Source organism: Burkholderia sp. 22PA0106, from assembly GCF_047497155.1.
In the GTDB taxonomy this organism is placed as follows: Bacteria; Pseudomonadota; Gammaproteobacteria; order Burkholderiales; family Burkholderiaceae; genus Burkholderia.
Map to the genome: position 1 here is coordinate 3,286,455 of NZ_CP163163.1, position 13,016 is coordinate 3,299,470.

The following is a 13,016-nucleotide window of genomic DNA, read 5'->3' on the forward strand; positions in this document are numbered from 1 at the left end:
CGCGATACGGAAGGGAAATCAGCAGAAAGGGATATTAACTGATTGCCACGAGGGTATTCGATCTACTGCTTGGGTCCTTCGATCGTGGGTGGTATTGTATATACGTTCGTGTATGTATGTAAAAGACGTTCATGAACAATACAAATTCTTACAAATTACCGACGATTACGGACGTAAGTTCCCACCCGACTCCTCTCGCCGGGTGAGGTCGTCAGCGCCGACATCCCATACAGGCACCCGCCATGGTCAGACGTACCAAAGAGGACGCGCTTGCGACCCGCAACGGCATCCTCGACGCCGCCGAACAGGTTTTTTTCGAAAAAGGCGTCTCGCACACGACGCTGGCCGATATCGCCCAGCATGCGGGCGTGACGCGCGGCGCGATCTACTGGCACTTCGCCAACAAGAGCGAGTTGTTCGATGCGATGTTCGACCGTGTGTTCCTGCCGATCGACGAGTTGAAGGCGACCTCCGACAAGCCGCGCGCCGATCCGCTCGGGCGCATCCGCAAAATCCTGGTGTGGTGTCTGCTCGGCGTGGCGCGCGATTCGCAACTGCGGCGCGTGTTCAGCATCCTGTTCATGAAATGCGAGTACGTGGCCGATCTCGAGCCGCTGCTGCAGCGCAATCGCGCCGGCATGTCGGAGGCCCTGCACAACATCGAGGGTGACCTGAAGCAGGCCGTCGCCAACGGCGAATTGCCGGCCGATCTCGACACCTGGCGCGCGACGCTGATGCTGCACACGCTGGTCAGCGGCTTCGTGCGCGACATGCTGATGTTGCCCGACGAAATCGATGCCGAGCAGCACGCCGAGCCGCTGGTCGACGGCGTGTTCGACATGCTTCGACTCAGCCCCTCGCTGCGGCGCCCGCCGTCCGCCTGACATCCGCCGAAACCGGCGGCGCAGCCCTGCCGTTCCCGCCTCGATGAAAACGCCGCATCGCGATGCGGCCGCCTGCCCGGTGCGCTAGTCCAACCAGTGCGCCAACGCGAGCGCCACGATCACCACCGCGACCACCGCGAGCCATACCCACGGCGGCACGATCACGCCGAGACCGGAGCCGGGCTCGGGCGACAACGTCCCGCGCCCGGATAGCGCGCCGCCGAATCCCGATTGCGCCCGTGCGCGCCGCAACGCGGCCGACAGCCCGTCGGGCCGCCGGAACACATGCCGGCGGCGCAGCCCGGCCGTGGCGAGGTTCGGCGCGAGACCGTGCCGGGCCAGCAGGGTGGCGCTGAATTCGTTGAAGAAATCGTCGGCGAAGCGCAGCAGGCCCTCTTCGATCTGCCGGTAGCGCAGTTCGGCCAGCGGGCCGGCCGCGGTCGCGCGGATGGCGTAATGGATGCGGGTGGAGACGGCCTCGCCGTTTCGATGGGTGCCGAGGCGCACCTCGAGCTGGCCGCGCAACACGCCGCCGCCGTCGGTGCGGGCAATGAACAGCAGCGTGCGGCGTGGCCGGTGGCCGGCCGCCGGAGGCTGAAGATGCACGCGCACCGTGTAGCGCGCGCGCAGTGGACCGAACGGCACGGTCAGCTTGAGCGAGTAGTCGTCGGCGGAGAGCCGGGTCAACGCGTCGCAATGCTCGGCGCTCGCCCGCAGCAGCGCGAGATCCTGCAACGCCGCCCAAACGTCCGACGGCGCAAGCGGAATGCGCAGCGCGTCGTTCAGCTCCATGCCTCTCCCCGATTTCGCGGTCGCGCCGCGCCACCCTGCGATGCCGTCGTGCCGGCGACGGTCGAAAAAAAACCACGGCCCGAGCCGTGGTTTTCATTATCTAGTATCTGCGGCAATTGTGCGCAGGCCGCCGCCGCTATGCGCGCGACGCGCTTACTGCGCGGCCCAGGTAAAGGCCGTCTTGGCGCCGCCCTTGGCCGGCACGGTGACGCTGTGAGTCTGCACCTTGCCGTTGTAATCGGCCGTCACCTTGTACGCGCCCGGCTTCAGGCGAACCAGCATGTACGGGCCGCGCGTGTCGGCCTTCAGGGCCTCGCCGCCATGGCCCGAAATCGAGACGTGCACACCCGACAGGAATTCGCCGCCCGCGCCCGTGAAGCGCATCGACAGCGGCCATTGGTGCTCGGCCTGCTGGAACGCATGGGATTCGTCGAGGCCGACGCCGCCCGACACGTAGCTGACATCGCCCTGCTGCTGCGCGTCAGGCAGCGCAGACTGCGCATAAGCGCCGCCGACGAGGCCGAAGGACAGTGCGGCGACGAGCAGGAACTTCGAAATGTGTTGTTGTTGCATGGTTAGTCTCCTTCCTTGCAAAAAAGGAATGGTGGCGCCCCGGGCACCACCGTGAATCCGGGCCTTTTACCCGATCGGGCGCTATACCAGCAAAAATCGCGCCAGATGCTTGTCTCGCCCGGTCAGCTCAGATCGACCGGCACGAAAATCTGCGCGTTGTCGCGCTGGATCAACAGCGCCAGGCTGTTGCCCGCGCTCTTGACCGCATCGCGCAACTGCTCGGGGCTCGTGACCGGCCGGCCGTTGACCGCGAGGATCACGTCGCCCGGCTGCACGCCGGCGTTGGCGGCCGGCCCGCTGGCCTGCTGCACCATCAGGCCGTGCGTGAGCGAGGTGCCGGCGCGCTCCTGCGGGCTCAACTGCCGCACCGCGACACCGAGGCGGCCCTGTTCGGCCGGTTCGTCGTTGCTGGCGGTTTGCTGGCTATCGGTCAGCGAGGCGAGCGTGACCGTGACATCCTTGCGCGACTTGTCGCGCCAGATCTGCAGATCGGCCTTGGTGCCCGGCTTCAGGCTCGCGATCTGACCGGGCAGCATCGTCGAATCCTGCACCGGCGTGCCATTTACCGACAGGATCACGTCGCCCGGCTGCAGGCCCGCCTTGGCGGCCGGCCCCTTCGGATCGACCGAGCTGACCAGCGCGCCATCCGGCTTCTGCAACCCGAACGAGCTGGCGAGCGTCTGGTCGAGGCCCTGCACGGCCACGCCGAGACGGCCGCGGCTCACGTGGCCGGTCTGCACCAGTTCGTCCTTGACCTTGATCGCCTCGTTGATCGGAATCGCGAACGACAGGCCCTGGAAGCCGCCCGTCTGCGAATAGATCATCGAGTTGATGCCGATTACCTCGCCTTGCAGATTGAACAGCGGGCCGCCCGAGTTGCCGGGGTTGACCGGCACGTCGGTCTGGATGAACGGCGTGTAGTTTTCGTCCGGCAGCGCGCGCGACTTGGCGCTGATGATGCCCGACGTCACGGTGTTGTCGAAGCCGTACGGCGAGCCGATCGCCACCACCCACTGGCCGACCTTGCTCTGCTGCGGATCGCCGATCTTGACCACCGGCAGGTTCGACGCGTCGATCTTCAGTACCGCGACGTCGGATTGCTTGTCGGCACCGATCACCTTGGCGCGGTATTCGCGCTTGTCGGTCAGCTTGACGGTGACGACGTTGGCGCCGTCGATCACGTGCGCGTTGGTCAGGATGTAGCCGTCGGGGCTGACGATGAAGCCCGAACCGAGGCTCGTGCTCGGCTGGTCCTGATCCTGGCCGCCACCGCCGCCGCCCATGCCCGGCACCTGGCCGTAGAAATGCTTGAAGAACTGGTAGAACGGATCGCTCGGGTCGATCGGCAACTGCTGCGCGCCGCCGCCACCGCCGCGCCGCGCCGAGGTCTTCACCACGTGCTTGGCACTGATGTTCACGACGGCCGGGCCGTAGGTTTCGACCAGGCCCGAGAAATCGGGAATGCCCGTCTTCGCGGCCGCCTCGGCCGGCATCAGCGCGGCGGCCTGCGCCGGCGAGATGATCTGGGGCGGCGCGGCGTGACGCGTGCCGGCGACGTACGTTGCGGACAATGCAGCCGCTACGGCCACGACAATGGCGCTGCGCGCCAGGAAACGGGTGTTCATCGTGCTACCTCCTCGTTGATGGTTCGCAGCGTAAAGGGACTGTCTTAAAGGAGGCTTAACCGAAGCGGGGACAGACCGGAGAGCCGCGCCAACCGGCCTTCAAATGGCTTTCATGCCGGGCGCGCGGCGGCAAACGCGATCTCGACGAGCAGGCCGCCCGCCGCCGATTCGCCAAGCAGGACGGTGGCGTTCTGCTGCGCGGCGACGCGCTTGACGATCGCCAGGCCCAGCCCGCTGCCCGATACGTCGGTGCGTGCACGTGCCGACGTGTCGCGGTAGAAGCGATCGAACACGCGCTCGCGCTCGCCGGGCGGAATGCCGGGGCCGCTGTCGGCCACCCGCACCACCGCGCGGCCGGCTGCGTCGAGGCTCAGCGTGACATCCACGCGGCCACCTTCGGGCGTGTACTTGACGGCGTTGTCGAGCACGTTGCTGAACAGCACGCGCAGCGCGCCGATATCGGCGTCGACGGTGGCCCGTTGCGCCTCCTCGATGCCCAGGTCGATGTTGCGCCGTTGCGCGACCACCGCATGCGCGCTGACGCAATGCGCGAGCACCTCGGTCAGCGAGACCGGCTCGCGCACGGTCGCGCCGTCGGGTTCGGAGCGCGCCAGCGCGAGCAGTTGCTCCGCCAGCCGGGTGGCGCGCGTGACACCGCTCTGCAGGTCGGCGAGCGCCTCGCGGCGGGTTTCGTCGTCCTGCGCGCGCGCCACCAGTTGCGTCTGGATCTGCACGGCCGCGAGCGGCGTGCGCAGCTCGTGGGCCGCATCGGCCACGAACGCCTTCTGCGTGTCGAGCGCGGCGGCCAGCCGCGCAAGCAGCCCGTTCAGCGCATGCACGAGCGGCTGCACTTCCTGCGGCAACCGCGTGTCGGGCAGCGGGTCGAGCGCCTCGGGCCGGCGCGATTCGACCGCGCGCGTGACCCGCCGCAACGGCCGCATGCCGCGCCCGACGATCATCCAGACGGCCGCGCCGAGAAACGGCAGCAGCAGGATCATCGGCCACACGGTGCGCAGCGCGACGCTGGCCGCGAGCCGGTTGCGCACCGACACCGGCTGCGCGAGCTGCACCACGTTATCGCCGACGATCGCGCCGTACACGCGCCATTCGCCGCGATCGGTGTGTTCGGTGGAGAAGCCGAGCTCGGCGCGCGGCGCGATCGGCGCACGCGGATGCGAGAAATACATCAGGCCGCCGTTGCGGTTCCAGATCTGGATCACGATGCCTTCGTCGCCGACGTTGGTGCGCGAACCGAACACCTGCGAGAACGGCTCCGACGGCAGCGCGGCCGCGATTTCCTGAAGCTGGTAGTCGAACAGTTCGTTCGCTTCCGCGAGCGCCTGGCGGTAGATCAGCCAGCCCGCGGCGCCCACGCCCGCGACCAGGATCGCGAGCAGCCAGATCAGCAATTGATGGCGAATCGACCTCACGCGTTACGATTCCTTGACAACCATGTAGCCGAGCCCGCGCACGTTGCGGATCAGGTCCGAGCCGAGCTTCTTGCGCAGCGCGTGAATGTAGACCTCGACGGTATTGCTGCCGATCTCCTCGCCCCAGCCGTACATCTTTTCTTCCAGCTGGCTCTTGGACAGCACCGCGCCGGGCCGCGCCAACAGCGCTTCCAGCAGTGCGAACTCGCGCGCCGACAACGCCACCGGCGAGCCGTCGAGCGTGACCTGGTGAGAGGCGGGATCGAGCGTGAGCGCACCGTGGCGGATCAGCGATTCGCTGCGGCCCGACTGGCGACGGATCAGCGCGCGCATGCGGGCGCCGAGTTCGTCGAGATCGAACGGCTTGACGAGGTAATCGTCGGCGCCGGCGTCGAGGCCCTTGACGCGATCGGAGATCGCATCGCGCGCGGTGATGATCAGCACCGGCAGCGCATGGCCGCGCGAGCGCAACGTGCGCAGCACGTCCACGCCGTCGCGCTTGGGCAAGCCGAGATCGAGCAGCATCAGGTCGTAGGTTTCGCCGCCGATCGCGGTGAGGGCGGCCTCGCCGTCCTCGACCCAATCCACCGCGAAGCCGTCGGACTTCAGCGCCTTGCGCACGCCCTCGGCAATCATCGTGTCGTCTTCGACCAGCAGTATTCGCATGCGGCCAACCTTGTATGCGGGAATTCGATGCCGGCCATTGTAGCGCCCCGCGTCGTGCAATTCGCGAAGCGATTCGAGATGTAATTCGTCATCCCGGCGGCAGGGCTTGTCTCTACAATGTGCGCTTCCGCGCCGTCCGCCGGCCCGCACTTCTTGCCTGTCGATGACCCACACGCCCGCCCCGACCCAATCTTTCAGCCGTTCCCGGCGCCTGCGCCGCGCCGCTTTCGTCCTGGCCGCCTGCGCCGCGCTGGCCGCCGCCGCCCCCGCCGACGCACGCAAGAAACCGCGCGCGGGCCGTCATGCCGCCACGGTATCCGCCGCGCCCGCCGCCAGCGTGGCCGCCGCGCGCGGCATCCTGCCGCCGTCGGTGCTGGCCGGCCTGCAACGCGCGCATGTGCCCGCGTCCAGCATCAGCGTGGTGATCGAGAAGATCGGCGCGCGCGCGCCGACCGTCGACTGGAACGGCCAGCGGCCGATGCTGCCGGCCTCCACCATGAAGCTCGTCACGACCTGGTCGGGCCTCGCGATGCTCGGCGCCGACTACCGCTTCCGCACCAGCGCCTACGCGGACGGCACGGTCGACCCCGCCGGCACGCTGCACGGCAACCTGTACATCAAGGGCACCGGCGATCCGAAGCTGGTGCCCGAGGAACTGATCGACCTGGTCGACAAGATCCGCCGCGCCGGCATCGTCAACGTCGACGGCGCACTGGTGCTCGACAAGACCTTCTTCGCACCGTCCACGCGCGACCTGCCGGCCTTCGACGACGACGTGCTCGCGCCGTACAACGTCGGCCCCGACCCGCTGCTGTACGCGTTCAAGTCGCTGTCGTTTACGGTCACGCCGACCGACGGCGGCAGCGTCGCGATCGACGTGCTGCCGCCGCTCGCGAACCTGACGATCGATAACGAAATCAGCGAGAGCGGCACCTCGTGCGCATCGGCCGCCGCCGCCGCGCGCCCACAACTGGCGACCGGCCCGAACGGCGCGCTGACGGCCACCTTCGCGGGCCGCTTCCCGCTCAACTGCGGGCCGATCACGAGCAACGTGGCGGTGCTCGATCACTCGCAGTTCTTCTCGCAGGGCTTCCTCGCGCTGTGGCGCTCGACGGGCGGCACGTTCAACGGCCAGATCCTCGAAGGCAAGGTGCCGACCACGGCGCGCCCGGTGGCCGTGCATCGCGGGCCGGTGCTGTCGAGCGTCGTGTACGACATCAACAAGAACAGCAACAACACGATGGCGCGTAACCTGTTCCTGGCGATCGGCGCGATCCAGGGCAAGCCGCCGGCCACGCCCGAACAATCGTCGAGCGTGATCCATGCGTTCCTGCAGCGCAGCGGCATCGCGATGCCGGAACTCGCGCTCGACAACGGCTCGGGCCTGTCGCGCGACGAGCACGTCAGCGCGCGTTCGCTCGCCGCGCTGCTGCAAGCGGCCAACGCCAGCCCGGTCGCGCAGCCGTTCGTCGAATCGCTGCCGGTGGTGGGCGTGGACGGCACCATGGCGCGCCGCCTGACCAACCAGCCGGTGCTCGGCAACGCGCACATCAAGACGGGCACGCTGCGCGACGTGCGCGCGATCGCCGGCTACGTGGCCTCGGCCGACGGCAACAGCTACGTGGTGGTCAGCTTCATCAACGACCCGCGCGCCAGCGCCGCGCGCGCCGCGCACGACGCGCTGCTCGAATGGGTCTACGACGGCCCGCACTGAGCCGCCGCGGCGTTTGAAACGGGCGGCGCGGCGCCGTCGCCCGCCCCGCCTTGCGGGCAAACCCTCCCCCGAACACTCCCTCTACGGAACTTGTCGCGCCACCCGCGGCGATTGCGTACGCTTTGGCTTCGCATCCCACCCGGCCTGACCAGGACGCCGGGGCGATGGCTGGCCAGATTCGAAAAAAGGGGGAGACGCCCATGCAATTCAATGTCGAATTGCTGTTGCTCGCGCTGGCGCCCGTGTTCCTGCTCTGCATCGGCTGGGAAGCGTGGCACCTCGCCCGCACACGCCCGCAGGATCATCTCTATGCCTGGCGCGACACGCTCTGCAACGCCGCGCTCGCGCTGATGCACCAGGGCGCCGACAAGCTCGCGTGGCTGGTAGTGATTCCGCTCTACGCATACTGCTACGACCACTACCGGCTGTTCACCTGGCCGTCGAGCTGGGTCGCGTTCTTCGTGCTGTTCGTCGCGCAGGATCTGCTCTATTACGGGTTTCATCGCGCGAGCCATCGCGTGCGCTGGCTGTGGGCCGCGCATGTGGTGCATCACTCGTCCGAACGGCTCAATTTCTCGACCGCGTTCCGCCAGAGCCTGATGTACCCGATCGCCGGCATGTGGGCGTTCTGGCTGCCGCTGGCGTTTCTCGGATTCCCGCCGCAGCAGATCGTCGGCATCGTGCTGATCAACCTGGCGTTCCAGTTCTTCGTGCATACCCAGGCGATCCCGAAGCTCGGCTGGCTCGAACACGTGCTCAACACGCCGTCGATCCACCGCGCGCATCACGCACGCAACCCGCGCTACATCGACCGCAATTACGCGGGCGTGCTGGTGATCTGGGATCGGCTGTTCGGCAGCTTCGTGGAGGAGGATCCGCGCGATCCGCCCGTCTACGGCATCGTCGAGCCGCTCGGCTCGAACAACCCCCTGATCGCGACCTTTCACGAGTGGCGCTCGATGGCCGCCGACGCGTTTCGCGTCGACGGCGCGCGCAACAAGTGGCGCGCGATTTTCGGGCCGCCCGAGTGGGCGAGCGCTTATCATTTGCAAGTTACCGGCACGTTGCGACCCGCAACGGCCGCGTCCCGAGGGGAAACCGACGACACGCGGCGACCCGCCGTCGTGCCGCCGGACATCGGGCAACACGCGTCGGACGACGCATAAACAATCTGGCCATATCAACGAGGAGATACTGCATGAAGCCGAACACCACCGCGACGCGCCGTCCACCCAGCCGTCTGAAGCGCACCGCCCAGCTCGCCATCGCGAGCGCGGCGCTGGCGCTGCTCGCCGCCTGCGGCGGCGGTGACGACAACAGCCCCGCGCCCAACGCTTCGGCGAGCGTGAAGATGCAGGTGGTGTCGTTCGGCGACAGCCTGTCCGACGTCGGCACCTATTCGCCGCAGATCCTGCTCGGCTTCGGCGGCGGCCGCTTCACGACCAACCCCGGCGAAGTGTGGACGCAGAAGGTCGCCGAGTTCTACGGCGATACGCTGAAGCCCGCGTACGAAGGCGGGTTCGGCGTGCCGTTGCAGGCCACCGGCGGCCTCGGCTACGCGCAGGGCGGCTCGCGCGTGACGCTGCAGCCGGGCATCGGCCACGCCGACGCGTCGGTCGCCAACGCCGACTACGCGCAGGCCACCACCACGCCGATCGCCACCCAGCTCCAGCAATACCTGCAGGCGCACGGCAGCTTCAACGCGAACCAGATCGTGCTGATCAACGGCGGCGCCAACGACATCCTGTTCCAGGCGCAAGTCGCGCAGGCCGCCGGCAACACGCCGGCCGCGCAGCTCGCCGCCGCGCAGGCGGTGGGCCTCGCCGCGCAGCAACTGGGCGCGGCGATCGCGCAGATCCCGGCCAACGGCGCGACCCACGTGTTCGTCTCGAACATGCCCGACATCGGCACCACGCCGCTCGCGCTGGCCGGCGGCGCCGCCACGCAAGCCGCGCTGACGCAGCTCTCGGCGCTGTTCAACCAGACGCTGACGGCCACGCTCACGGCGCTCCAGGTCGACACCACCAAGGTCAAGGTGATGGACGCGTTCACCTGGCAGGACGGCATCGGCGCGAACTTCCAGGCCAACGGCTTCACGGTCGGCAACACCGGCACGGCCTGCAACCTGACCGCGATGGCCACCGCCGCCGCCAAGGCCGGCGTGGCCAACCCGAGCGGGTTCGCCTCGTCGCTGTTCTGCTCGCCGCAAACCTACACGGTGGCGAACGCCGACCAGACCTACATGTTCGCGGATACGGTCCACCCGACCACCCACCTGCACGCGCTGTTCGCGCAGTTCGTCGAGCAGCAGATCGCGGCGGCCGGCGTCGGCAAGTAAGCCGGCGGGCCCCGCCCGAACGCGGAAGCGGAAATGACAACGCCCGGCAAATGCCGGGCGTTTTTCATTCGGGTGCGCAAGGAACCGGCGGCGCGTTGCACATCAGTGCGCGCTGCCGGCACCCTGCTCGAACGCCGCCGCGGCCCGGCCAAGCCGGTCGTTGACGGCCACCCAGTCGGGCGTGTCGGGCAATTGCTCGACGAGAATGCGCGCCACGTCGGCGCGATCGAGCGCGCGCAGCAGGCTATATAGCTCGCGCGCATAGGCCTGGGGATCCTCGGGCGCGGCCACGAAATGCACGCCGGGCGCGGTGGCCCAATCGCGCGCGCTGGAAGCGCGTGCCACCAGCGCCACCGGCTCGCCGGCCTCGGCGGCCGCGTCGAGCAGCAATTCGAGCCGGTCGAACGGCAGCAGCGCGAGCGGCGTGCGCGGCGCGTAATGCGCCTTCAGCGTGCCGGAGGCGCGCGGCGCACTGGCGTCGCTGCCGTCGGGCAGGCGCACCACCGTGCCGAGCACGTCCGCGATCTGCTGCGGCGTGACGTGGCCCGGACGCAGCAGCGCCGGAAAACCGCGCGACAGGTCGAGAATCGTCGATTCGATGCCGACTTCGGCCGCCCCGCCATCGAGCACATGCACGCTCGTGCCGAACTCGTCGCGCACGTGCTGCGCGGTGGTCGGACTGACGTGGCCGAAGCGGTTCGCGGACGGCCCGGCCACCCCGCCATGCCCGCCGCGCAGCGCGCTGAACGTGGCCAGCAGGGCCTGCGCGACCGGATGCGACGGGCAGCGCAGCGCCACCGAATCCTGGCCGCCGCTGACCGCATCGGGAATGTGCGCGGCGCGCTTGAGGATCAGCGTGAGCGGGCCGGGCCAGAACGCCTCGATCAACTTGCGTGCGTCGCCGGGCAGCGTCTGCACCCAATAAGCCGGGTCGCCGCCGGGCGGCAGATGGACGATCACAGGGTGATTCGACGGCCGGCCCTTCGCCGCGTAGATCCGCGCCACCGCCTCGGGGCTGGCCGCATCGGCGCCCAGCCCGTAGACGGTTTCGGTCGGGAACGCGACGAGTTCGCCCGCCGCGAGCTTCGCGGCGGCCTCGTCGATCCCCGCCTGCGGCACGTGCGGCAGCAAAGGCAACGCGGAAGTCGGACGGGCGTCGGAACGCATGGTGGCGCGCCCCTTACGCGAGCGGAATGCGCAACAGACGCGCGCACGCCTCGGCGGCCGCGACCGCTTCGCCGAGCGTTTCCGCCGTGAAGTTCACGTGGCCCATCTTGCGGCCGACGCGCGCGTCTTCCTTGCCGTACAGATGCAGATGCGCCGACGCCATCGCGGCAACCTGATCCCACGGCGGCGTAACCGCGTCAGCCTCAGCCCCGGCGCCATCGGCGAACCACACGTCGCCGAGCACGTTGACCATGGTGGCCGGCGAATGCTGGCGCGGGTTGCCGAGCGGCAGCCGCGCCATCGCGCGCACCTGCTGCTCGAACTGGCTCGCCGCGCAGGCATCCACCGTGTAATGGCCGGAATTGTGCGGACGCGGCGCCATTTCGTTGGCCACCAGCGAGCCGTCTTCCAGCACGAAGAATTCGACGCACAGCACGCCGACGTAATCGAGCGAATCGGCGATGCGCACCGCCGCCTGCTGCGCGGTGGCCGCGAGCGCGGCGTCGGCGGCCGGCGCGGGCACCACGGTCAGCGCGAGGATGCCATCCACATGGGTGTTCTGCGCGAGCGGGAACACGGCGGACCGGCCATCCGCGCCGCGCGCGATCAGCGCCGACACTTCGTATTTGAGCGGCAGGCGCTTTTCCAGCACGCAGGGCACGCCGCGCAGCGCGCCGAACGCGGCGCGCGCCTCGACGGCATTCGCCACGCGCACCTGGCCCTTGCCGTCGTAGCCCATGCGGGCCGTCTTGAGGATGCCGGGCAGCACGGCGTCGAGCTCGGCGTCGCCGAGCGCGGCCAGCGCCTCGGCCGATTCGATCACGACATGCGGCGCGACCGGCACGCCCGAGGCGGCGATGAAGCGCTTCTCCGCGATCCGGTCCTGCGCGATCGCCACGCAGCGCCCGGCGGGCGCGACGAAGGTGGTTTGCGCGAGGAAATCGAGGCTCGCGGCCGGCACGTTCTCGAACTCGGTCGAGACGGCTTCGCACAGCGCCGCGAGTTCGGCCAGCGCGGCCTGGTCGTCGTAGGCGGCACGCAGGTGGCGATCGGCCACGGCGCCGGCGGGGCTCGCCGCGTCGGGGTCGAGCACGGCGACGCGATAGCCCATCGATTGGGCCGCGAAGCAGAACATGCGGCCGAGCTGGCCGCCGCCGACCATGCCGAGCCAGGCGCCGGGCAGGATCGATGAAACCGGAGTGGAGTGTGCAGTCATGTCAGTGATCGGTCGCGGCGGCCATCTTGAAGGCATGGCGCGCCGCCGGGGGGGACGTCGTTCGGAGCCGCGCCGCTTACAGCGGCGGCAGCACCATCGCGTGCGCGGCTTCGTTCTGGCGCACGCGGAATGCGGCGAGCCGGTTCGCGTACTCGACCGAGGTGCCGGCCAGCAGCGACACGGCGAACAGCGCCGCGTTGGCCGCGCCGGCCTCGCCGATCGCGAAGGTCGCGACCGGCACGCCCTTGGGCATCTGCACGATCGAGTGCAGCGAATCCACGCCCTTCAGGTACTTGCTCGCGACCGGCACGCCGAGCACCGGCACGGTGGTCTTGGCGGCCAGCATGCCGGGCAGGTGCGCCGCGCCGCCGGCGCCGGCGATGATCGCCCGCAGCCCGCGCTCGCGCGCCTTCTCGGCGTAGTCGAACATCTCGTCGGGCATCCGGTGCGCGGAGACGACCTTGGCCTCGTAAGGCACGTCGAACTCCTGCAGGATCGCGACGGCCTGCTTCATCACGTCCCAATCGGAACTGGAACCCATCAGCACGCCGATCAGCGGCGCGCTGTGCGTGTGGGCGGTCTGGACTTCACTCATCGTGCGACGTTTCCTT

Annotated in this window: 12 protein-coding genes; 4 read left to right on the forward strand and 8 right to left on the reverse strand. The window is 68.9% G+C overall.

From position 1 onward, the window contains the following. The first annotated feature begins 242 nt into the window (after positions 1 to 242). Positions 243 to 884 (forward strand): TetR family transcriptional regulator, encoded by a 642-nt coding sequence (locus tag AB4850_RS29600; protein ID WP_414442963.1) that lies wholly within the window; start codon positions 243 to 245, stop codon positions 882 to 884. Positions 885 to 968: 84 nt separating this feature from the next. Here the strand turns inward: AB4850_RS29600 and AB4850_RS29605 are convergent, their stop codons facing one another. The 5 genes from AB4850_RS29605 to AB4850_RS29625 form a co-directional block, all read right to left on the reverse strand. Continuing rightward, the gene (locus tag AB4850_RS29605) at positions 969 to 1,676 is read right to left on the reverse strand and encodes a CoxG family protein (protein ID WP_414442964.1); all 708 of its coding nucleotides are present in this window, start codon (positions 1,674 to 1,676) and stop codon (positions 969 to 971) included. 153 nt (positions 1,677 to 1,829) lie between these two features. Next, on the reverse strand, positions 1,830 to 2,249 hold the full coding sequence (locus tag AB4850_RS29610) for a carboxypeptidase regulatory-like domain-containing protein (protein ID WP_414442965.1): 420 nt from the start codon (positions 2,247 to 2,249) through the stop codon (positions 1,830 to 1,832). A 122-nt stretch (positions 2,250 to 2,371) separates the two neighbouring features. Continuing rightward, the gene (locus tag AB4850_RS29615; RefSeq protein WP_414442966.1) at positions 2,372 to 3,874 is read right to left on the reverse strand and encodes a DegQ family serine endoprotease; all 1,503 of its coding nucleotides are present in this window, start codon (positions 3,872 to 3,874) and stop codon (positions 2,372 to 2,374) included. 110 nt (positions 3,875 to 3,984) lie between these two features. After that, entirely contained in the window at positions 3,985 to 5,304 is a 1,320-nt protein-coding gene (locus AB4850_RS29620; protein ID WP_414442967.1) for an ATP-binding protein, read from the reverse strand. 3 nt (positions 5,305 to 5,307) lie between these two features. Then, a complete protein-coding gene (locus tag AB4850_RS29625) occupies positions 5,308 to 5,970 on the reverse strand; it encodes a response regulator (RefSeq protein WP_414442968.1) in 663 nt (220 codons plus the stop codon). Between the two features lie 163 nt (positions 5,971 to 6,133). On the opposite strand from AB4850_RS29625, the gene dacB reads away from it, so the two are divergent. The 3 genes from dacB to AB4850_RS29640 all read left to right on the forward strand — a co-directional run bounded on the left by dacB (position 6,134) and on the right by AB4850_RS29640 (position 10,022). Next, positions 6,134 to 7,684, forward strand: coding sequence for a D-alanyl-D-alanine carboxypeptidase/D-alanyl-D-alanine-endopeptidase (dacB, locus tag AB4850_RS29630; RefSeq protein WP_414442969.1), 1,551 nt, complete (start codon positions 6,134 to 6,136; stop codon positions 7,682 to 7,684). A 200-nt stretch (positions 7,685 to 7,884) separates the two neighbouring features. Further along, complete coding sequence (locus AB4850_RS29635; RefSeq protein ID WP_414442970.1) at positions 7,885 to 8,850, forward strand: sterol desaturase family protein; 966 nt, start codon at positions 7,885 to 7,887, stop codon at positions 8,848 to 8,850. Between the two features lie 32 nt (positions 8,851 to 8,882). Beyond that, positions 8,883 to 10,022: an SGNH/GDSL hydrolase family protein gene (locus AB4850_RS29640; RefSeq protein ID WP_414442971.1), complete on the forward strand. Its 1,140-nt coding sequence runs from the start codon at positions 8,883 to 8,885 to the stop codon at positions 10,020 to 10,022. 102 nt (positions 10,023 to 10,124) lie between these two features. On the opposite strand, the gene AB4850_RS29645 is transcribed toward AB4850_RS29640, so the two are convergent. From AB4850_RS29645 to purE, 3 genes are all read right to left on the reverse strand, one after another. Further along, positions 10,125 to 11,189, reverse strand: coding sequence for an L-threonylcarbamoyladenylate synthase (locus AB4850_RS29645; RefSeq protein WP_414442972.1), 1,065 nt, complete (start codon positions 11,187 to 11,189; stop codon positions 10,125 to 10,127). 13 nt (positions 11,190 to 11,202) lie between these two features. After that, a complete protein-coding gene (locus AB4850_RS29650) occupies positions 11,203 to 12,405 on the reverse strand; it encodes a 5-(carboxyamino)imidazole ribonucleotide synthase (protein ID WP_414442973.1) in 1,203 nt (400 codons plus the stop codon). Positions 12,406 to 12,481: 76 nt separating this feature from the next. Continuing rightward, a complete protein-coding gene (gene purE / locus AB4850_RS29655; protein WP_414442974.1) occupies positions 12,482 to 13,000 on the reverse strand; it encodes a 5-(carboxyamino)imidazole ribonucleotide mutase in 519 nt (172 codons plus the stop codon). Positions 13,001 to 13,016: the final 16 nt, after the last annotated feature.

Excerpts from the sequence above, each read along its gene's own strand:
- AB4850_RS29600 (WP_414442963.1), top strand. The coding sequence starts at position 243 with ATGGTCAGACGTACCAAAGAGGACGCGCTTGCGACCCGCAACGGCATC.
- AB4850_RS29605 (WP_414442964.1), bottom strand. The coding sequence starts at position 1,676 with ATGGAGCTGAACGACGCGCTGCGCATTCCGCTTGCGCCGTCGGACGTT.
- AB4850_RS29610 (WP_414442965.1), bottom strand. The coding sequence starts at position 2,249 with ATGCAACAACAACACATTTCGAAGTTCCTGCTCGTCGCCGCACTGTCC.
- AB4850_RS29615 (WP_414442966.1), bottom strand. The coding sequence starts at position 3,874 with ATGAACACCCGTTTCCTGGCGCGCAGCGCCATTGTCGTGGCCGTAGCG.
- AB4850_RS29625 (WP_414442968.1), bottom strand. The coding sequence starts at position 5,970 with ATGCGAATACTGCTGGTCGAAGACGACACGATGATTGCCGAGGGCGTG.
- dacB (WP_414442969.1), top strand. The coding sequence starts at position 6,134 with ATGACCCACACGCCCGCCCCGACCCAATCTTTCAGCCGTTCCCGGCGC.
- AB4850_RS29635 (WP_414442970.1), top strand. The coding sequence starts at position 7,885 with ATGCAATTCAATGTCGAATTGCTGTTGCTCGCGCTGGCGCCCGTGTTC.
- AB4850_RS29640 (WP_414442971.1), top strand. The coding sequence starts at position 8,883 with ATGAAGCCGAACACCACCGCGACGCGCCGTCCACCCAGCCGTCTGAAG.
- AB4850_RS29645 (WP_414442972.1), bottom strand. The coding sequence starts at position 11,189 with ATGCGTTCCGACGCCCGTCCGACTTCCGCGTTGCCTTTGCTGCCGCAC.
- AB4850_RS29650 (WP_414442973.1), bottom strand. The coding sequence starts at position 12,405 with ATGACTGCACACTCCACTCCGGTTTCATCGATCCTGCCCGGCGCCTGG.
- purE (WP_414442974.1), bottom strand. The coding sequence starts at position 13,000 with ATGAGTGAAGTCCAGACCGCCCACACGCACAGCGCGCCGCTGATCGGC.